We start from the raw sequence: 18,817 nt of genomic DNA, 5'->3' as shown, positions 1-18,817 counted from the left end.
CGTTCGCCCCGGCACCGACGGACGGTTCGGCCGTTCGTCGGTGCCAGGTGGCGTACTGCTCGGGATCCTGGCCAGGAGCCTTGACCGGGAACCGCCACGTCGGTCAGGTCGGGCGATAAGGCGTCGTTCAGGCGTCGTCCAGCACGGCTTCGGCTGTCGCCAGGATCTCGGTGATCCGCAGGGCGAACGCGGCGTCGCACGGGTGCGGGCGGCCCGTGCGGGCGGCGTCGAGGAGGGCGTCCGCGGCGCGGGTGAGAGCGGGCAGGACTGCCTCGGAACTCTCCGGAAGAAACGTCACCCCCGCCTCGCCCCGCAGCTCGACGCCGGCCGCGGCCGCCGCGGGCGGCGCGGTGAGGCTCAGCGTCAGGGTGCTCGACGCACCGGCGGCGTGGTTCAGGACCAGATGCACGGTGTCCCCGGGACCGGGCGCTGCCGCCGCCACCCGCCGCACGTCACCGAGCACCGGCAGCAGCACGGACAGCGCGTGCGGGCCCACGTCCCACAAGGCGCCCTTCTCCTGCCGCCACGGCGAGGCGGCGAACGGGCTGTCGCTGGTGAACACCGAGCCCAGCCACTGCGCCCGCGCGGTGAACCAGCCCTGCACTCCCGCCTGTTCGGTGATCCACGCCTCGGGCTCGGACAGGAAACGGGTGGTGAAGAAGACGACCGAGGCGACACCGGAGTCCCGCACGGCGTCGACCACGGCTCGCCCCTCCTCGACCGTCATGGCGAGCGGCTTGTCCAGCAGCAGATGGCGGCCCGCCCGCGCGGCCCGGGCCGCGAGCTGAGCCTGTACGCCCGGAGGCAGGGCGATCGCCACCGCGTCCACGTCGTCGAGCAGCGCGTCCACGTCGTCGTACGCCCGCGTGCCGTGCAGCTCGGCCAACTCCTTGGCCGCGTCCGGGCGGCGGCCCCACACCCCGGCGAAGTCCAGTCCCGGATGTTCGCTCAGGGCGGGAGCATGGGCCATGCGGGCCCAGGGACCGGTGCCGAGCAGTCCTATGCGCATACCGCCGCCTTTCACGCCGTACGACCTGGTGAGGACCGGAGGCGGAGGGGCGACCGGTCGACGCAGAGCGTTTCACATGGGTGGGCGGATGCGTAGCCCCGCGTGCCCGGTGGGCACGGTGCCGGTGCGCCGCTGCCCACCGGGGGCATTGGGCGGCGACCGGGCTCCCGCCGGGACGCGGACGGAAGTGGCTGCCCGGTCGGCCCGCGGTACCGCTGCCGCCTGACGCTCCCTTCCCCGCCTGACGTGTCCGGCCCCGGACGACGGCATACCGTCTCGTCGGCGCCCAGGGACGTGTACGGGGCGACGACGGCCCCACGCCCGGTGCCGGGGGCCGCCGCGCCCCATGTCCGCATGCCCGCCGGGCAGCACCGCCAGGGCCTGCTCATCCGCGTCCGGAAGCCGGGCCCTCGTCGAGGACGCACACACCGCACCCGGAGGAGGCGACCCCCGGGACTCGCACGGCGGCCGACGGCCGCGGTCCGGCCCTCCTGCCGGGCGGGCCGCGGCCCTCTCGGACCGGGATTCATCGGCCCGGGTGCTGAATCCGTTCTGCTTCTTCTATTGGACCTGCGGGGTACGGGCCCACGAGGCTGGAGTGCGTCCGACGGCGCCCGCACCCTCCCGAGCCGGGAGCCTCGGACCCATCGGTTCCGCACAGGTTCCGCATCGGTTCCGCGAGACAGCCGAAAGAGGTCACGAGCCCATGCACACCCGCCGTATCGGTGATGTCGAAGTGAGCGCGATCGGCCTGGGCGCCATGCCCATGTCCATCGAAGGGCGACCGGACGAGACACGCTCCCTCGCCACGATCCACGCCGCCCTCGACGCCGGCATCACCCTGATCGACACCGCGGACGCCTACCACCTGCACGCCGCCGAGGTCGGCCACAACGAGACCCTGATCGCCAAGGCCCTCGCCTCGCACGACGGCGGCCGGGAGGTCCTGGTCGCCACCAAGGGCGGCCATCTGCGTCCCGGCGACGGAAGCTGGACCCAGGACGGGAGCCCCGGGCACCTCAAGGCCGCCTGCGAGGCATCCCTGCGCCGGCTCGGGGTGGAGGCCATCGGGCTCTACCAGTTCCACCGCCCCGACCCGAAGGTCCCCTACGCGGAGTCCGTCGGCGCGATCCGCGACCTCCTCGACGCGGGCAAGATCCGCATGGCCGGCATCTCCAACGCCGACCCGGACCAGATCCGCCAGGCCTACGAGATCCTCGGCGGCCGGCTGGTCTCCGTGCAGAACCAGTTCTCCCCGGCCTTCCGCTCCAGCGAGCCGGAACTGCGGCTGTGCGACGAGCTCGGCATCGCCTTCCTGCCCTGGAGCCCGCTCGGCGGTATCTCCCGGGCCGGTGAACTCGGCTCCGCCCATGCCCCGTTCGACCGGATCGCCCAGGCCCGGGGAGTGAGCCCGCAACGCGTCTGCCTGGCCTGGATGCTGGCCAAGTCGCCGGTGGTCGTGCCGATCCCGGGAGCGAGCCGCCCCGAGACCATACGCGACTCGGCCGCCGCCACGGACCTCGTCCTGACCGCCGACGAGGTCGCGGAACTGGACGCGGCCTGATCCGAGGCGTCGGGTGCGCGCTCGTCGGGTGGGCACCCGAGCGGTCGGCTCCGCCCGGGGCGGTGGGGTCGCCCGGCCGCCTCGGTCATGCGGGGCGGCCAGAGTCCGTCAGCTGCGGCTGGGCGCTGGGTGCCGGGCCGTCGTCGCCGGACGCCACGTCCGCCCGGTCCGGTCGAGGAGCGACATCGGGCGGGGCGCACTCGAAACCGGTACACCATCAGGCTCGATGGGCCTCCCCAGCCTCACCGCGTCGTTCGTTCGGGGACGGTTCGTGCGAGGACTGGCATCGGCGAACGCCTGGTCCCTAGGATGGACTCCCTGTCCTGCCAGGCCAGTTGGCGCGGCACGAAGCTGGGGGAAAGATGCAGACCGGTAAGCAGCTGTCCACGTCGATCGACGCCACGGTACCCACGGCCGCACGGATGTACGACCACTATCTGGGCGGCAAGGACAACTACGCGGCCGACCGGGCGGCGTGCGAGGAACTGGACAAGGTCGTTCCCAGCACCCGCCGCCTCGCCGTGAACAACCGGCGCTTCCTGCAGCGCGTCGTGAGGGTGCTGGCACAGGACCACGGCATCCGGCAGTTCCTCGACCACGGATCAGGCCTGCCCACCCAGGACAACGTCCACCAGGTCGCCCAGCGCATCAACCCGGACACCCATGTCGTCTACGTCGACAACGACCCGATGGTGCTGGTCCACGGCCGGGCGCTGCTGGAGCAGGACCAGCGGACCGCCGTCATCCACGCGGACATGCGGCAGACCGACGAGATCTTCTCGCACCCGGACACCGAGCGCCTGATCGACTTCACCCAGCCGGTCGCCGTGCTCTTCAACTCGGTGATGCACTGCATCCCCGACAGCGACACGGACGGGCCCCTCGCGGTGGTGCGCCGGGTGTCCGAACGGCTGGTGCCCGGCAGCTACCTGGTGATGTGCCAGCTGGTCAGCGAGGACCCCGAGGTCCGCAAGTTCGTCACCGACTTCATGGACCAGGCGACCCAGGGCCACTGGGGCCGGGTGCGCCAGGAGAAGGACGTGGCCGAGTGGTTCGAGGGCATGGAGATCCTCGACCCCGGTCTGGTGGAGGTCTCCACCTGGCGGCCCGACTCCGAGGTGGCCCCCCGCCAGCTCACCCACGAGTGGATCGAGTTCGGCGGCGTGGCCCGGATCGTCTAGCTTCGCGGTCCCGTCGAACGACGCCCCCCACGTCGATCGCGGTCCCCCCGAACGACAACGCCCCCCACACCATCGTGGGGGGCGTCGGTGCGTGCGGGGAATCAGCCGCCGTAGCGCTGCTTCATGGTGTCCTCCAGCAACCGCAGGGACTCCCGGGGTTCGAGCGCCTCGTCGGCCAGTCGGTCCAGGGCGAGCCGGTACTCCTCCGTCTCGTCGCGGTCCTCCAGGAAGTTGGCGCTCTTTATGTGCTCCAGGTAGACAACGTCGGGCAGGTCGAGGCCGCCGAAGCGGAGATAGGTGATCGGGATGGACGGAGCCGAGGCGGCCGTCACGTCCAACGGCACGATCTGCACCGTCACATGGGGACGCTGAGCCATCTCGATCAGATGCCCGAGCTGGTCCCGCATCACCTCGCGGCTGCCCAGGATCCGCAGCAGTACCGACTCGTCGAGGACCGCCCACAGTTGCGGCGGATCCGTCCGTTCCAGCAACTGCGCCCGGCGGGTGCGCAGTTCGACCCGGCGCCGTACCTCGCTCGCGGCCGCCGAGGGCAGACCCCGCTCCACCACCGCCCGGGTGTACTCCGCGGTCTGCAGCAGGCCCGGCACGTACTGGATCTCGAAGGTACGGATCGCGGCGGCGGCCTCCTGCAGGCCGACCAGACGGTCGAACCACTCGGGCATCAGCCGCTTGTCGTAGCGCTGCCACCAGCCCGGCTCACCGGCGCGCCGGAGCAGCTTGAGGAGCATCGACGCCTCGTAGTCGTCGGTGCCGTACAGCTCCAGCAGTGCGCGGACGTCGCTTTCCGTCGGGGGCCGCCGGCCCTTGCCCGACTCGATGCGCGACAGCTTCGCCGGGCTGAACCTGAGGGCCCGCGCCGCCTGCTCCTGAGTGAGGTCGGCGTCCTCGCGGAAACCCGCCAGCTGCACGCCGACCAGCATCTTCAGCAGCGTGGGAGCCGGCTCGGGCCGGTCCAGGTACGGCTGCAGGCGGGAGATGCGATGCGACTCGGTGGACATCCTGACTCCCAGTAAACCGGCACAGAGGCGACTCAGACTATCGCACTCCGTAGTGTCGCACCGCAGAGGCCCGCCTCCGCAAGGGAGTTGACCGCTCCCTCACAGGAGATGGTCGAACTCGCCCTCCTTCGCTCCGGCGACGAACGCAGCCACCTCGGCCGGCGTGTAGACGAGCGCCGGCCCGTCGGGATCACGGGAGTTGCGCACCGCGATGCCCCCGTCGACCAGCGTGGCCACTTCTACACAGTTGCCCTCGGCATTGCTGTGCCGGCTCTTCATCCAGCGGACGTCCAGCGAACTCGCCCGCACTCCGTTCCGCACTGGTGGCACCGCAGTCTCCTTGCTGTTCGCATTCCTCCCGGGCACCGTGCCCGGCCGCCCGGCCGTCCGGACGGGGCAGGACGGGTTCCCCCGCTCCCTTCCGCCCCACCTGTCTTTCGTGCAATTTCTCGTGCAATTGCACGCGGGCGCTGTCTGCGTGGATAATAGCTACGGCGTCAACCCCCTGGGGGCGCCCCGTTCTTGATGTCGCATCAGGGAGATGCCGTGTCATCACCTGCGAACCCCGTGCTCCGGCAGCCGGGCCGGGCCGCGCCCGGCGGCGCGGGTGGAGCTGCCCTGGCCGACGGGATTCCCCCGCAGCCACGCACCGCGGAAGCCCGCGCGTGGCAGGCCCCGAGTCCGGCGCTCCCGAACGGCATCCCCGCCTCCGCCGCCCTGCGCCTCAGATGCAGCGGTGAAGGATTCGCGCTGGCCCGGGCCTTCACCCGGGACACCCTGGATTGCTGGTCGCTCGGCCACCACGGCGACGACGCCGCCCTCGTGGTCACCGAACTCGCCGCCAACGCCGTGGCGCACACGGTCGCCGGCGCCTTGGCGACCGAGGCGGAGGTCCGGCTGGGAATCCTGTTCGACCCCGCCCATGTGCTGCTCACCGTCTCCGACCCCGGTGACGACCTGCCCGAGTTCACGGCCACCGAAGGCTCCGCCCTGCTGGAGCACGGCCGGGGCCTTTTCATCGTCGACGCCCTCGCCGAGGAATGGGGCTGGACCCTGAACCCCCCGGCCGGCAAGACCGTCTGGGCAAGGCTGTCGACCTGCCCTCCTCCCTCACCGGTATGACCCCGCGGAAAGGCCCCCACGCCATGCGCACCGCTCCGACGCACCGACAGAGCACCGAGGGCACCGACCCCCGCCAGCCGCCGACCGGGGTGGCCAGGACGACGTCCCTGACCGCCCTGGACCGGGTGCCGTGGCGCGAGATCCGGGACTCCACCGGCTGCGCGGCCGCCATCCCGCTGCTGCTCACCACCATGGCCTGCGGGGACCCGGAGACCGCCCGCGCCGCCCTCGCCGATCTGCGCAGCCGTATCTGCCAGTACGGCTTCGTGGTGGAACAGGCGACGGCCGCCACGGTCCCCTTCCTCTGGGAACTCGCCCAACTGCCCCATGTGACCTGCCGCGCGGAGATCATCCAGCTGCTCAGGAGCATCGCCGACGCCCGGCAGTGGGAGGACACGGCCGCCGTCTACCCCAAGCTGCTCAACCACCGCGAGAACCACGTCGTGTGGGAGCGCAAGGCCCGGCAGGCCGTCCGGGACCGGCGGGGCGCCCTGCGGCGGCTGCTGGCCGAGGAGGACACCGAGATCGCCCGGGCGACCACGGAACTCGCCCGCACCCTCGGCGAGTGACCCCGCGCCGCCGTACCCCGACCCCACCTCTGCCGAAAGTCTCTCCCGTCACCGGTGCGGTCCTCACCCGCCAGGGAAGAAAGCGCTCGCCCTGAAGACGGCAACTCTCGCCCTGAAGACGGCAACCGAGGAAGACCACCACCGATGGCGTCGCCGACGTCGCCCCCGCCGCCGCACTGGTCGTCGCCCGGCTCAGGGCCGGGTCCAGGAGATCGGCGGGCACGAGGAACTCCCGCGCCGCGGAGGGGCGTACAGGGCACCGCACAGCGGGCAGCTTGTCTGACGGCGTACGCCCGGGCGTGAAAGCCGGGCAGGAAGTAATGGATTTGCGCCAATTGCGCGCCGGGGCGCGTCGGAGGTGAATGGTCCGCCACCGTTCGGGCATACGCGGTGAAAACTCGAGAGAGGGGCGCTACGTGCTCGTTCCGGACCCGAAGGTCGTCAGGAAGCTGCTGACTCGATACGCATCGCTGCGGATCGCTCAGGCGGAGAGGGAAAGGGAGGCGACGGCACGTGAACTGGAGGACGTCACCTACACGCTGTGCGTGATGATGGCGGTCACCGACATCCACGAGGCGGTCGCCAAGGCGGACGCCCTGCTCCTGGCCGCCGGGACCGCGGCAACCACCCCGGCCGAAAGGGACGGGGAGGACGGGCTGCGGCTCGCCGTGTGAGGTCGTGCCGTCCCCGTGCCGCGCCGGAACGGGCCTGTCAGGGGCGCGGCTCGGGGACGGCGAGCGTCCTCGCGTGAAAGGCGGCGCGATACGCCTGTGGTGTGGTGCCGACCACCCGGCGGAACCGCTCGCGGAACGAGGTGGGGGAACCGAAGCCCGCCTGTCGCGCGATCCGTTCGACCGGGTGGTCGCTGTTCTCCAGCAGGTACTGGGCCCGCCGTACCCGGGCCCGGAGGAGCCACTGCAGGGGAGTGGTGCCCGTCTGCTCGCGGAAACGGCGGCTGAAGGTGCGCTCGCTCATCCCCGAGCGGGCCGCCAGGTCGCCCAGGGTGACCTCCTGGGCCAGGTTGTCCTCGATCCACTCCAGGACCGGCTCCAGGGTCGAGCCCCGCGGTACGGGCGGGTGCTCGTGCACGATGAACTGGGCCTGGCCGCCCTCCCGTTCCAGCGGCATCACCGACATCCGGGCCGAGTGTGCGGCGACGGCCGAGCCCAGGTCCCGGCGGATCATGTGCAGGCACATGTCCAGGGCCGCGGCGGCTCCGGCCGAGGTGAGGATCTGGCCGTTGTCGACGTAGAGCACGTCCGGCCGTACGTCGACGCGCGGGAAGCGGCGGGCCAGCTCGTCGGCGGCCACCCAGTGCGTGGTGGCTCCGAGTCCGTCGAGCAGCCCGGCCTGAGCCAGCACGAAGGCGCCCACGCACACGGACGCGATCCGGGTGCCCGCCGCGGCGGCCTGTCGTAGGGCCGCGAGCACGGCGGCCGAGGGCGGCGGGGCATCGGGGGAGCAGCCCGGCACGATGACCGTGTCGGCCTCCGCCAGCGTCTCCAGGCCCCGGTCGACCCGCAGGCCGAAGCCGCCGTCGGCACGCACCTCCGCAGTCTCGGCGCACAGGCGCACCCGGTAGGGACGGCGGCCGTCGGGCAGCCGCGTCCAGTCGAAGGCCTGCATGGGCGCCGCCATGTCGAACGGCACCACGTGATCGAGAGCGAGGATCGCCACCGTGTGCATGATTGCCACGATAGGCGGATTCCCGCCAGGCACGGCAGCACGGGCTGGTCAGGTGTCGAGGGCCCAGCCCCTGGACAGAGCATTGGCGAGAATCCGTTGGAACCTGTCGTTTCCGCCCCTGTGTGATCATCCGGGGGCTTCCTAGGGTGGGCGGGCACCGCTGACCGACGCCCCGGAGGACACGCCCTTCATGACCAAGTTCCTGCTGACCCTGCACGTCCTGGCCGCCATCGTCGCCGTCGGGCCCGTCACCGTCGCGGCCAGCATGTTCCCGCCCGCCGCACGCCGCGCCCACTCCGGTGCCGAGGGACCGGACACCGCGGGCGTCGGCACCGTGCGGCTGCTGCACCGCATCTGCCGGGTCTACTCCGGCGTCGGACTCGCGGTGCCCGTCCTCGGGTTCGCCACCGCGGGCGCCATGGGTGTCCTGGGTGACGGCTGGCTTGTGACGTCCATCGCGCTGACCGCGGCGGCCGCGGGGATCCTGGTCGCCTTCGTGCTGCCCCGCCAGGACGAACTTCTGGAACAGCTGAGCGCGCAGCAGCCCGTCGAGCGCCGCAACACCGCCCAACTCGCCATGTTCACCGGTCTGTTCAACCTGCTCTGGGCGACTGTCACGGTGCTGATGATCGTCCGGCCCGGCTCCACGACCGGTGCCTGAGCGCGGCATGCTTCACAGGGTGGCGTCAAGACCTCCACGGGAATTCGCCCTCCTATGGGTGAGGGCGCCTACACTCGGCAGTCGTGCCCGTGCTGATGGGCAGTGACACGAAAGGCGCGTTGACGGGTGTTCCAGGATTCCCCCATCTACGACCGGCTCGTCGCGGAACGCGGCGACGTCCCCCTTCAGACACGCAGGGAGGCCGAGCGCGTCACCAGGGAACTGGAGTACGCCATGCGCCCGCTGCAGTCCTTCGGTTCCGGCCCGGGCCCCGGCCCCGGTCAGGCTCCCGACCGCCCCGCGTCCCCCGGCCCGGGATGGCAGCGGGCCGCCCTGCCCGGCCCGCGTACCTACTGACCCGCCCTCACCGCACCGCCGTGTCGACCCCGTTGACGCCGGCCCGCCGCCGCGGATCGGGCCGGGCCAGCCACTCGGCGACGCTCCGGGCGATCGGCTGACCGGTGTCCACCTCGACGAAGCCGAACTGCCCCGACTGGTTGCACTCCAGAAACCACCAGGTGCCGTCCGCGTCCTCGGCGAAGTCGAAGGCGCCGTAGGCCAGTCCGGCCCCCTGCATGTACGCCCGCACGGCGTCGGCGACCCGCGGCGCGACGTCGGCGGGGCACCAGGACAGGGAGTTCACCGCGAAGCGGACATCGACCTCGTCCGGGTCCGCGTCGTCCGCGACCGCCTTGCGGGCGGCCAGCATCCGGTCGCCCACCACGGTGAGACGGATGTCGGCCCGCTTGGCGACGCGGCGCTGTAACAGCGTCGGGCCGTAGGCGACGGCGGAGAAGTCGGTGTCCGGGGCGACCCGGCTGGTCGGCACCGCGCGGGGCGGATCCTGCGGATGGGCACCGGAGACCGGCTTGACCACGAGATCCGGGTAGCGTGCCGCGAACTCCCGGGCCGCCTGCGGGAACGTCGTGATGAGCGTGGCCGGCACCGGCAGGCCCGAACGCTGGGCGAGCCGCAGCTGCCAGGGCTTGTGCCGGGCCCGGCGGGCCGCGTCGGGATGGTTCATCCAGCAGGCGTCGCTGCCGCGCAGCATGCCGTACAGCGCCTGGGACGTCTCCTCGGTCAGCCAGGAGGAGGGCGCGGCGGCCCGCGCGGCCGGCGTGCCCGGCCTGCGCACCCAGATGGAGCGCAGCCCGCCGATGCTCACCAGACGCCCCCCGGCCGACAGATGGCCGCGGAAGGCGCCGTGCACATACTCACCGGACAGCGCGGCACCGCCGGTCAGGTCGGCGGGATCGAGCCGGACCACCGGCACCCCCGCCGTGTTGAGGTGCACGACCACCATGTCGGCGGTCACGTCCCCTTCACTGGTCAGAATCAACACGGTCATGGTCAGCGGCCCGTGTTCAGTCGTCGAAGTGCGTCTTGGAGCCCGCGGTCGACGTCGTGGTCCCCAGTTCCCTCATCAGGCCGTGGTCACAGGCGGCTATCCGCCCGTCGAGGAGCACGTTCAACTGCAGCCCGGAGTCGTACGCGTACGGAATCGTGACTTCCAACTCCACTGCCGGACGTGCGTAGTTGAGCGCGAACGGTTGCATCGTCTCTCCCTCACCGGTACTGCTCGATGGAACGACGGCCGCCCCCGCGGCCCCCCTTGGTCCGCCGCTTTCTCGGGCTTTCCAGAGACTTATACGAATCGAACGGGTGAATGGTTTCCTTACGGAGCGTAGTCATGGTCACGCAGGGACCCGAGCGCGCGTCCACCGGGTGAGGAGCGCAGGCTTCGCAGTGCCAGAAGCAGTACACCGATGTCATCCAGGTACACCGGGTCGGGCAGCAGGTCCGTCGGCAGTACGAAGTACAGCAGAGCGCCCCAGAAGACCCAGCGCGGTCCGGTCGGAAGTCCTGCCCGCCGCAGTGTGCGCCGGGTCCGCACCAGCCGCACCAGCAGGGCGATCGCCACGGCGAGTACCAGGGCCGCGAGGATCACGGCGACGACGAACACGGTGCTGGTCGTGTCCACGGGGAGCCTCCTCGTCCGGGCGGTACGCTCCGTGCGTCCGCACCTTGACGGATTCCCCCTCCGGGCGCCGGTATGGCCTGCCGAAAGTGTGTCCGTACGCCGGACACGCCCGAACGGCGGCCGCACGCATCCCCTGGATCCACGTATGAGGACCGGCCCTGCCCGTCCGCCTGGGCCGGCGGCAGCCCGCCGCGCGGTGGTCCGGCCGATGGCTGAGGCGGGCCGAACGGCCCAGTGATCCCTACCGGCCCCGCCCACCCCGGTCCGCGAGCGCGGCCAGCACCCGGTCCGGGGTGAGCGGCAGTTCCCGCAGCCGGACGCCGATGGCGTGGTGGACGGCGTTGCCGATCGCGGCGGCCGTGCCGACGATGCCGATCTCGCCGATCCCCTTGCTGCCCATCGGGTTGAGATGCGGATCGTCCTCGTCGATCCAGTGCGCCTGTACGTCCGGGACGTCCGCGTGCGCGGGCACGTGGTACGACGCCAGGTCCGACTCCGCGAAATCGCCGAATGCCTCGTCCGTCGTGCTGCCTTCGGTCAGTGCCATCCCCAGACCCATGGTCATCCCGCCGACGAACTGGGACCGCGCGGTCCGGGCGTTGAGGATGCGCCCGGCGGCGTACACCCCCAGCAGACGCCGGACCCGGACCTCACCGGTGACCGTGTCGACGCCGACCTCGGCGAAATGCGCGCCGAACGCGTGCCGCGACCAGGGGCTGTCGGCGTCGGCCTTCCCGGCCGTGTCGGCGCGGGCCGCGAGCCCTTCCCCGGGCAGCGGTCCCGAGTGCTCGGCCAGCCGCGCCGCCAGCTGTGAGCTCGCCTCGTGCACGGCCCAGCCCCAGGAGGCGGTGCCGGACGAGCCGCCCGCCAGCGACGCCGAGGGAAGATCGCTGCTGCCCACCTGGATCAGGACCCGTTCGAGCGGTACGGCGAGCACGTCCGCCGCGATCTGCGCGAGGACCGTACGGGCTCCGGTGCCGATGTCGGTGGCGTTGACCCGGACCAGGTAGCCGCCGTCGGGCAGCGCGCGGGCCTCGGCGGTCGACGGCCACATCTGGACGGGATAGGTGGCGGCGGCCACGCCCGAGCCGACGAGCAGCGGCCCCTCACGCCGGGAGCCGGGGCGGGGATCGCGCGCCGACCACGCGAAGCGGCGGGCGCCCTCGCGCAGGCACTGAACGACATGCCGGCTGCTGAAGGGCCGACCGCTGTCGGGCTCGGTGTCCGGCTCGTTGACGATCCGCAACTCCACCGGATCCATGCCGAGTTCACCCGCGAGTTCGTCCATCGCGGACTCCAGCGCGTACATGCCGGGAGCCTCGCCCGGGGCGCGCATCCACGACGGCGAGGGCACGTCGAGGGGCACGACGCGGTGCAGGGTGCGGCTGTGCGGCGAGGCGTACATGATCCGCGCCGGTACCGCGGCCTGCTCCACGAACTCCTTGACGCGGGAGGTGTGGGTGGTGACCTCGTGGATCAGGGAGGTGAGGCGGCCGTCCGCGTCGGCGCCGAGGCGCACCCGCTGCAGGGTGGGCGCCCGGTGTCCGACGACCGTGGGCAGGAAGCGCCGGGGCAGGGCCACGGTGACGGGCCGGCCGGTGTGCCGCGCGGCCATCGCGGCGAGCACCACGTCCGGGCGGGGGGTGCCCTTGGAGCCGAACCCGCCGCCGACGTGTTCGGCGACGACCGTGATCCGGTCCTCGGGCAGCTGGAACATCTGGGCCAGCGTGGCGCGTACGGCCGTCGAGCCCTGGCTGGAGTTGTGCACGGTGAGCCGTTCGCCGTCCCAGTGCGCGGTGGTGGCGTGCGGCTCCATGGGGTGGTTGTGCAGCGGCGGCACCCGGTACTCGGTGTCGACCCGGACGGCCGCGGAGCCGAAGGCGGCGTCGGGCTCGCCCCGTTCGGTGCGGGCCGGGTAGCCGCCGTTGGCCTCCTCGGGGACGTACGCCTGCTGGTGCGAGGCGGTGAGGGCGACGTCGTGCTCCTCCGCCGCGTACCGCACGCGGACGGCGGCGGCGCCGGCGCGGGCCGCCTCCAGGGTCTCGGCCACCACCAGGGCCACGAACCAGCCGCGGTGCGGGACGCGGGAGTTCTGCAGCAGGGCGAGCGTGGCATCGTCCGGCTCGGCGAGCCGGGGCGCGTTCTCGGGGGTGAGCACGGTCAGCACGCCGGGCACCTCCAGCGCGGCCGCGGTGTCGATGCCGGTCACCCGGCCCCGGGCGATCGTGGCGGGTACCGGCCGGGCGTGCAGTCGTCCGGGCCGGGGCTGTTCGGCGGCGTAGCGGGCGGTGCCGGTGACCTTCTCCCGCCCCTCCCGGCGCTCGGCGGGAGCGCCCACAGCGGTGGGGACACTGGCCATGGAGTCCTCCTCGGGGACTGGGGATTCAGGTCCGGGCGGCGGCGGTGAGCCGGGTCAGGACGTCCAGGGCGAGCCCCCTGGCCAGGGGCAGTTTGTAGGCGTTGTCCCGCAGCGGGTCGGCGGCGGACAGTTCGAGGTCGACGGCGTGTTCGAAAGCGGCTTCGGTGGGAGCCGCGCCCAGCAGGGCCTCCTCGGCCCGCCGGGCCCGCCAGGGCCGGTGCGCCAGTGCCCCGAACGCGATGTGGGCGCGGCCGACCACGCCGCCCTCCACCCGTACCGCGACGGCCACGGAGGCGAGCGCGAAGGCGTACGACGCCCGGTCGCGGGCCTTGCGGTAGGCCGAGGGCACTCCGCCCGTGGCCGCCGGCAGCACCACGCCGGTGATGATCTCCCCCGGCCGGATCTCGGTGTCCACCTCGGGACGGTCCCCGGGCAGCCGGTGGAACTCGGCCGCCGGAAGACTCCGGGCGCCCTCGGCTCCGTACAGCTCGACGCGGGCGTCCAGGGCGGCCAGCGCCACCGCCATGTCCGAGGGGTGGGTGGCGATGCAGTGCGCGGAATGACCCAGGACGGCGTGGTCACGGTGCACCCCGTCCCGGGCGCCGCAGCCGCTGCCCGGCTCGCGCTTGTTGCACGGCTTGGCCACGTCCTGGAAGTAGGGGCAGCGGGTGCGCTGCAGCAGGTTGCCGCCGGTGGTGGCCGCGTTGCGCAGCTGCCCGGAGGCGCCCGCCAGCACCGCCTGGGACAGCGCGGGCCAGCGGTCCCGTACGGCGGGATGGGCGGCGAGGTCGCTGTTGCGGACCGTCGAGCCGATCCGCAGCGAGCCGTCGGGCAGCTCCTCCACCGTGTCCAGCGGCAGCCGGCTGATGTCGACGAGCGCGGTGGGCTGTTCGACGCCGAACTTCATCAGGTCGACCAGATTGGTGCCGCCGCCCAGACAGCGGGCGCCGGGCCGGGCGGCGAGGGCGTCGGCGGCCTCCTGGAGGCTGTCGGCCCGGACGTAGTCGAAGGTCCTCACCCGATCACGTCCTCGACCGCGTCGACGATCCGTGGATAGGCCCCGCAGCGGCAGAGGTTGCCGCTGAGCCGCTCCCGGATCTCGTCCCGGTCCAGCGGCACGGGCTCGCCCGAGGGCGCGGCCGGGTCGGTGACGTGCGAAGGGTGTCCGGCCGAGGCCTCGGCGATCGCGCCGAGCGCGGAACAGATCTGCCCCGGGGTGCAGTAGCCGCACTGGAAGGCGTCCCGGTCCAGGAAGGCCCGCTGCAGCGGATGCAGGTCCTCACCGTCACCGGAGAGCCCCTCCACGGTCGTGATCTCACTGCCGTCCAGCGCGACCGCGAGCAGCAGACAGCTGTTCAGCCGCCGCCCGTCCACCAGGACCGTGCAGGCGCCGCACTGGCCGTGGTCACAGCCCTTCTTCGCGCCGAACAGGTCGAGATCCTCGCGCAGGACGTCCAGCAGGACACGCCGGTGGTCGACGGTCAACGTGTGCGGTTTGCCGTTGACGCGGAGCGTCGTCTCGGACTGGTGACGGGTCGCGGACCCCTCACCCTGGTGCTGGTGACTGTCCATGTCGTACGTGCCTTCCGGGACGGACCGGTGCCGTCGCAACCGCGTATCCAAACTCCGGAGACCCACACGTACCGGATGCTTCCTAGGGCGAGTCCTTCGTCCGCGCACCCTTGAGGCGCTCCAGGGTGCGGGTCAGCTGCTGCAGCGGGGACGTGGCGGCCGGGGAGGACGGCTGCCCGCGCTCGGGGAGGGACGCCGCCGTCTCGCGGTACGTGGCCAGTGCCTCGTGGGCCCGCTCGGCGGCCTCCCGGTACAGGTCCCGGGACTTGGTCATGGCCTCCAGCGCCTCGGCGTACATGGCGACGAGCGCCCGCTCGCGGGCGAGCTCCTCCTCCAGGGACAGCAGGCGCCACTGCTCCCGCAGCGCGGTCACCGCCTCCCCGGCCCCGTCCGGAAGCGGACGCTGCGCCGCGGTGAACCGCGTCAACGCCTCGACCAGGTCCAACGGTTGCGATCCGTCGAGGAAGACACTGCGTACGGCGAACTCGTCACCCCCGCGGCCGGACGCGCCCGGCGCCGCGGGCAGCACCACCGCGCCGCCCCGCGGCACCTGCACGCCGACCTCCTTCAGGGCCCAGTTGACGGCCCGCAGCTGTTGCGGGGCCGCGCGGTGCTCGACCACCCGGTGCCGCAGGCTCTCCGGAAACAGCTGGGCCAGCGGTTTTCGGCCGCGTGCGTCCGGGGTCATCGCCTCGTGCACGACGACGTGGATGTTCCAGCTGCCGCGCACGGCGTCCCGGAACAGCCGCCGCATGGCCTTGTCGTCCTCGGGGAGACGGTTGACGTCCCGCAGCCGCAGTCCGGTGGGGATGTCGTGGTCCCACTCGGCGTCCGGCGTGTCGGGCCAGAACACGGTGGCGGGGGAAGGCCACCGCTGGTCCCACGGACGGTCCGCCTCCGCCGCCAGCACCCACTCCGGCCCGGTCTCCGCATCGGCGACGACCGTGAGCCTCGCCCGTACGGTCACCCCCTCGGGGACCCTCCAGCGGGCTTCGAAGACCTGCTCCGGAGCATCCTCGTTCTCGGCCGGTTCCAGGAAGTCGTCGATGGCGCCCGCGTCCTTCAGCCGCCGCAGCGTGCGGCGGACGGTGTCCAGCGGGTCGGGTCCCGTGTGGCGGCCACGGGCCAGCCACACCGTGAGGGGGAAGGGCGGACGGACGGTGGGGGAGGTCGGCATGAGTCCATCTGGTGGCGGGAGGGCACGTGCGTCCTTCAGTATCGCCGCCCGCCCGCGCCGGCGATCACCCGGGGTCACCCTGCCGGGTCGGCGGGCGCTCGGCCTGCCTGCGGCGCCTACGTCGCCTCGGCGAGCCGGCCGGGGCCACGATGCCGCCCGGCCGACGCCGCACACGGGGTGCGCGTCGGACACCGGGGGTGCGCGACCGTCGCTCCGGACGGCAGCCGTTCACTCCTGCCCCGATCACGACAGCACCCGCACAATGGCTCACCGGACAGGGCTCGCCCACCATCCGCATTGGGGCGGGCCCTGTTCACCTCGTAGTTCACGCAATGACGAACGGGTCCGGGGAATCCCCGGACCCGTCGATCTCACCGCTCGGTGCCTTACGCGCCGCTCTCCCGGAGCATGTCCTCGCGCTCGACGAGCTTGACGCGCTCACGGCCCTGCGGCTCGCCCAGTGCCTTCTCCGCGGCGTCCAGCTTGTACCAGCCGTCCCAGGTGGTGAAGCGGACCTCGCGCTCGGCGAGGAACGCCTCCACGGCCTCGGGGGCGGGTGCGGCGGGCGTGTGCAGACGGCCGCCCGCGAAGTCGTCCAGCAGGTTCGACACCGTCTCGTTGGCGTCGCCCTTGGTGTGCCCGATCAGGCCCACGGGACCGCGCCGGATCCAGCCGGTGACGTACGTCGACTGCAGGTGCTCGCCGCTCTCCTGGATGACCCGGCCGCCCCGGTCCGGGACCGTGCCCGACTCGATGTCCCAGGGCAGCTTCGGGAGTTTGTCGGAGAGGTAGCCGACGGCGCGGTAGATCGCGGTGACGTCCCAGTCCTTGAACTCGCCGGTGCCCTTCACGTTGCCGGTGCCGTCCAGGGCGGTGCGCTCGGTGCGCAGGCCGACGACCTTGCCGTCCTCGCCGAGGATCTCGGTGGGCGACTCGAAGAAGTGCAGGAACAGTTTGTGCGGGCGGTCGCCGACGTCCCGGATGGCCCAGTTCTCCAGGGTCTTGGCGACCATGTCGGCCTGCTTGTTGCCGCGCCGGGTCTCGATCGAGCCCTCGTCGTAGTCGATGTCCTCGGGGTCGACGATGACCTCGATGGTGGGGGAGTGGTCCAGCTCCCGCAGCTCCATCGGGCTGAACTTCGCCTGCGCCGGGCCCCGGCGGCCGAACACGTGGACTTCCAGGGCCTTGTTGGCCTTGAGGCCCTCGTACACGTTCGGCGGGATCTCCGTCGGCAGCAGCTCGTCGGCGGTCTTGGCGAGGACGCGCGCCACATCGAGGGCGACGTTGCCGACGCCGAGGACGGCGACCTTCTCGGCCTCCAGCGGCCAGGTGCGCGGCACGTCCGGGTGACCGTCGTACCAGGACACGAAGTCGGCGGCGCCGTACGAGCCGTCGAGTTCGACGCCCGGTATGGACAGCTCGCGGTCGGCCGTCGCGCCCGTGGAGAAGATCACGGCGTCGTAGAAGGCGCGCAGGTCGTCCAGGCTGATGTCGGTCGGGTAGTCGACGTTGCCGAAGAGGCGGATCTGCGGCTTGTCGAGCACCTGGTGGAGGGCGGTGATGATGCCCTTGATGCGGGGGTGGTCGGGTGCGACGCCGTAGCGGATGAGGCCGAACGGGGCCGGCATCCGCTCGAAGAGGTCGATGGACACGCCGGGTTCGGCGGCCACCTCGGACTTGAGCAGGGCGTCGGCGGCGTAGATCCCGGCGGGGCCGGCTCCGACGATGGCTACCCGCAGGGGGCGGGGCATGTTCAGGTTCCCTTCGAGCGGCGATGGATCGACTCGATCGGAAGCCTAAGCTAAGGCAAGCCTTAGTTGGTACGCGGGTCCGGTCTATGAGCTCATAAGCCGCCCTTATGTCCACGGCCCTTCTGGGCTGCCGTACCGCGCCGGTGGCGGCACGGCAGCCCAGGGACCCGGTCAGCCGATGTGGTAACTGTCGCCGTACACCTTCCAGTTCAGCGGCGTGTTCAGGCACAGATTGCCGTTGCGCAGGAAGACCCGCTGCTCGGTGTCGACCCGGCTGGTGTCGCTGTGGGCCTCCTCCTGTTTCATGGCCCACACGCGCGCGTCGAGGAAGGCGTTGAGATAGGTCACCTCGTCGCCGCCCTGCGCCGGCGGCTTCGCCTTCGCCAGGGCCCGCTTGCGTATGTTGCGGAAGCTGGTGGAGTCGTCGCCGTCACCGTGCATGACGATGGCGTCGTAGTACGCGAACTGCCCCAGTGTCCCGAGCCCGTCGGTCTTGCCCTGCCGTACGGCCGGGTTGAAGTACACGCGGTCGCGCTCGTCGTTCTGCGCCTGCTGGAAGGCCGTGTCCTGGGCGGCCTTGCGCCAGTCCTTGGGGAAGTTCGGGTCGAGGCCCTGGTGCGAGTCGGAACCGTTGACCGCGCGCAGCGCGGGCAGGTACCTGGCGAGTACGTTGCCGGGCTTGCGGTCGGTGTAGAGCTGCACGAGGTCGAGCATGTCGCCGGTGCCGGAGCAGAAGCCGATGATGCCGGCGGTGTACCCGCGGCCGTCGCCGATGTCCTCGATGTACTGGTACTGCGCCTTCCAGTCGAGCGAGGAGTTCTCCGCGCTCGACACCAGCCGCATGGCGATCTCCTTCTTCGCCGGGTCGTCGAGTCCGACGCAGCCCGCCGCCGTCGGGGCGGCTGAGGCGGCCGGCGGCCGCAGGAGAGGTGCCGCGGCCAGGGACGCGCCGAGCAGGGCGAGGACGGTGCGGCGTGAGGTGCCGCAGGGGTGTACGGGATCGCTGGACGGGTGTCTCACGGGGGCTCCAAGTGGGGGTGGGGGGTGGAGAGTCGGCCGTGTGCGCACACTGATAGGAAGGTTTCCTATCAGAGGTTGGGGATGCTGGACACCCGTTCGGGAAAAGTTCGTGTGATTTTCGCGGGGAATGACGACAGGAGGTTCGG

The 18,817-nt window shown here is 72.0% G+C and carries 20 protein-coding genes; 7 read left to right on the top strand and 13 right to left on the bottom strand.

Features of this window, described 5'->3' with window-relative positions:
- Positions 1-127: 127 nt before the first annotated feature.
- Complete coding sequence (locus tag ACIBK3_RS17545) at positions 128-1,009, bottom strand: Gfo/Idh/MocA family protein (RefSeq protein ID WP_399366455.1); 882 nt, start codon at positions 1,007-1,009, stop codon at positions 128-130.
- Positions 1,010-1,715: 706 nt separating this feature from the next.
- On the opposite strand from ACIBK3_RS17545, the gene ACIBK3_RS17540 reads away from it, so the two are divergent.
- Together ACIBK3_RS17540 and ACIBK3_RS17535 are read left to right on the top strand one after the other, a co-directional pair.
- Positions 1,716-2,573 carry an aldo/keto reductase gene (locus tag ACIBK3_RS17540; protein ID WP_399366453.1) on the top strand — a complete coding sequence of 286 codons (858 nt, stop codon included), beginning with the start codon at positions 1,716-1,718 and terminating at the stop codon, positions 2,571-2,573.
- 362 nt (positions 2,574-2,935) lie between these two features.
- The gene (locus ACIBK3_RS17535; RefSeq protein ID WP_399366451.1) at positions 2,936-3,754 is read left to right on the top strand and encodes an SAM-dependent methyltransferase; all 819 of its coding nucleotides are present in this window, start codon (positions 2,936-2,938) and stop codon (positions 3,752-3,754) included.
- 101 nt (positions 3,755-3,855) lie between these two features.
- Here ACIBK3_RS17535 and ACIBK3_RS17530 read toward each other — a convergent pair whose 3' ends face one another.
- Together ACIBK3_RS17530 and ACIBK3_RS17525 are read right to left on the bottom strand one after the other, a co-directional pair.
- Positions 3,856-4,773: a helix-turn-helix domain-containing protein gene (locus ACIBK3_RS17530; protein WP_399366449.1), complete on the bottom strand. Its 918-nt coding sequence runs from the start codon at positions 4,771-4,773 to the stop codon at positions 3,856-3,858.
- A 99-nt stretch (positions 4,774-4,872) separates the two neighbouring features.
- The gene (locus ACIBK3_RS17525; protein ID WP_399366446.1) at positions 4,873-5,103 is read right to left on the bottom strand and encodes a DUF397 domain-containing protein; all 231 of its coding nucleotides are present in this window, start codon (positions 5,101-5,103) and stop codon (positions 4,873-4,875) included.
- A 216-nt stretch (positions 5,104-5,319) separates the two neighbouring features.
- On the opposite strand from ACIBK3_RS17525, the gene ACIBK3_RS17520 reads away from it, so the two are divergent.
- From ACIBK3_RS17520 to ACIBK3_RS17510, 3 genes are all read left to right on the top strand, one after another.
- Complete coding sequence (locus ACIBK3_RS17520; protein WP_399366445.1) at positions 5,320-5,895, top strand: ATP-binding protein; 576 nt, start codon at positions 5,320-5,322, stop codon at positions 5,893-5,895.
- A 23-nt stretch (positions 5,896-5,918) separates the two neighbouring features.
- Entirely contained in the window at positions 5,919-6,464 is a 546-nt protein-coding gene (locus ACIBK3_RS17515) for a hypothetical protein (protein ID WP_399366443.1), read from the top strand.
- A gap of 416 nt (positions 6,465-6,880) precedes the next feature.
- Positions 6,881-7,138 (top strand): DUF5133 domain-containing protein, encoded by a 258-nt coding sequence (locus ACIBK3_RS17510; RefSeq protein ID WP_399366441.1) that lies wholly within the window; start codon positions 6,881-6,883, stop codon positions 7,136-7,138.
- Positions 7,139-7,175: 37 nt separating this feature from the next.
- Here ACIBK3_RS17510 and ACIBK3_RS17505 read toward each other — a convergent pair whose 3' ends face one another.
- Positions 7,176-8,150, bottom strand: a complete 975-nt coding sequence (locus ACIBK3_RS17505; RefSeq protein ID WP_399366440.1) for a GlxA family transcriptional regulator — start codon at positions 8,148-8,150, stop codon at positions 7,176-7,178.
- Between the two features lie 190 nt (positions 8,151-8,340).
- On the opposite strand from ACIBK3_RS17505, the gene ACIBK3_RS17500 reads away from it, so the two are divergent.
- Positions 8,341-8,811 carry a hypothetical protein gene (locus tag ACIBK3_RS17500; RefSeq protein WP_399366439.1) on the top strand — a complete coding sequence of 157 codons (471 nt, stop codon included), beginning with the start codon at positions 8,341-8,343 and terminating at the stop codon, positions 8,809-8,811.
- Positions 8,812-8,937: 126 nt separating this feature from the next.
- On the top strand, positions 8,938-9,168 hold the full coding sequence (locus tag ACIBK3_RS17495; protein WP_399366437.1) for a hypothetical protein: 231 nt from the start codon (positions 8,938-8,940) through the stop codon (positions 9,166-9,168).
- Positions 9,169-9,175: 7 nt separating this feature from the next.
- Here the strand turns inward: ACIBK3_RS17495 and tgmB are convergent, their stop codons facing one another.
- The 9 genes from tgmB to ACIBK3_RS17450 all read right to left on the bottom strand — a co-directional run bounded on the left by tgmB (position 9,176) and on the right by ACIBK3_RS17450 (position 18,671).
- Positions 9,176-10,159, bottom strand: a complete 984-nt coding sequence (gene tgmB / locus ACIBK3_RS17490; RefSeq protein ID WP_399366435.1) for an ATP-grasp ribosomal peptide maturase — start codon at positions 10,157-10,159, stop codon at positions 9,176-9,178.
- Positions 10,160-10,175: 16 nt separating this feature from the next.
- The gene (gene tgmA, locus ACIBK3_RS17485; RefSeq protein WP_030679873.1) at positions 10,176-10,367 is read right to left on the bottom strand and encodes a putative ATP-grasp-modified RiPP; all 192 of its coding nucleotides are present in this window, start codon (positions 10,365-10,367) and stop codon (positions 10,176-10,178) included.
- Between the two features lie 119 nt (positions 10,368-10,486).
- Positions 10,487-10,792: a DUF1232 domain-containing protein gene (locus ACIBK3_RS17480; protein ID WP_399366433.1), complete on the bottom strand. Its 306-nt coding sequence runs from the start codon at positions 10,790-10,792 to the stop codon at positions 10,487-10,489.
- 241 nt (positions 10,793-11,033) lie between these two features.
- Positions 11,034-13,151 carry a xanthine dehydrogenase family protein molybdopterin-binding subunit gene (locus ACIBK3_RS17475; protein WP_399366431.1) on the bottom strand — a complete coding sequence of 706 codons (2,118 nt, stop codon included), beginning with the start codon at positions 13,149-13,151 and terminating at the stop codon, positions 11,034-11,036.
- 25 nt (positions 13,152-13,176) lie between these two features.
- A complete protein-coding gene (locus tag ACIBK3_RS17470; RefSeq protein WP_399366429.1) occupies positions 13,177-14,169 on the bottom strand; it encodes an FAD binding domain-containing protein in 993 nt (330 codons plus the stop codon).
- Entirely contained in the window at positions 14,166-14,723 is a 558-nt protein-coding gene (locus tag ACIBK3_RS17465) for a (2Fe-2S)-binding protein (protein ID WP_399366427.1), read from the bottom strand. The genes ACIBK3_RS17470 and ACIBK3_RS17465 overlap by 4 nt, the downstream gene beginning before the upstream one ends.
- An 82-nt stretch (positions 14,724-14,805) precedes the next feature.
- Positions 14,806-15,900 carry a hypothetical protein gene (locus tag ACIBK3_RS17460; protein WP_399366425.1) on the bottom strand — a complete coding sequence of 365 codons (1,095 nt, stop codon included), beginning with the start codon at positions 15,898-15,900 and terminating at the stop codon, positions 14,806-14,808.
- Positions 15,901-16,286: 386 nt separating this feature from the next.
- Positions 16,287-17,651 carry an FAD-dependent oxidoreductase gene (locus ACIBK3_RS17455; RefSeq protein ID WP_399366423.1) on the bottom strand — a complete coding sequence of 455 codons (1,365 nt, stop codon included), beginning with the start codon at positions 17,649-17,651 and terminating at the stop codon, positions 16,287-16,289.
- Positions 17,652-17,822: 171 nt separating this feature from the next.
- A complete protein-coding gene (locus tag ACIBK3_RS17450) occupies positions 17,823-18,671 on the bottom strand; it encodes a chitosanase (RefSeq protein ID WP_399366421.1) in 849 nt (282 codons plus the stop codon).
- Between the last annotated feature and the right edge of the window lie 146 nt (positions 18,672-18,817).

It is taken from the genome of Streptomyces sp. NPDC050287 (assembly GCF_044459385.1).
Lineage (GTDB): Bacteria > Actinomycetota > Actinomycetes > Streptomycetales > Streptomycetaceae > Streptomyces.
The sequence above is the reverse complement of the archived record's forward strand: the minus strand, read 5'-3'. Positions and strand labels throughout refer to the sequence as shown.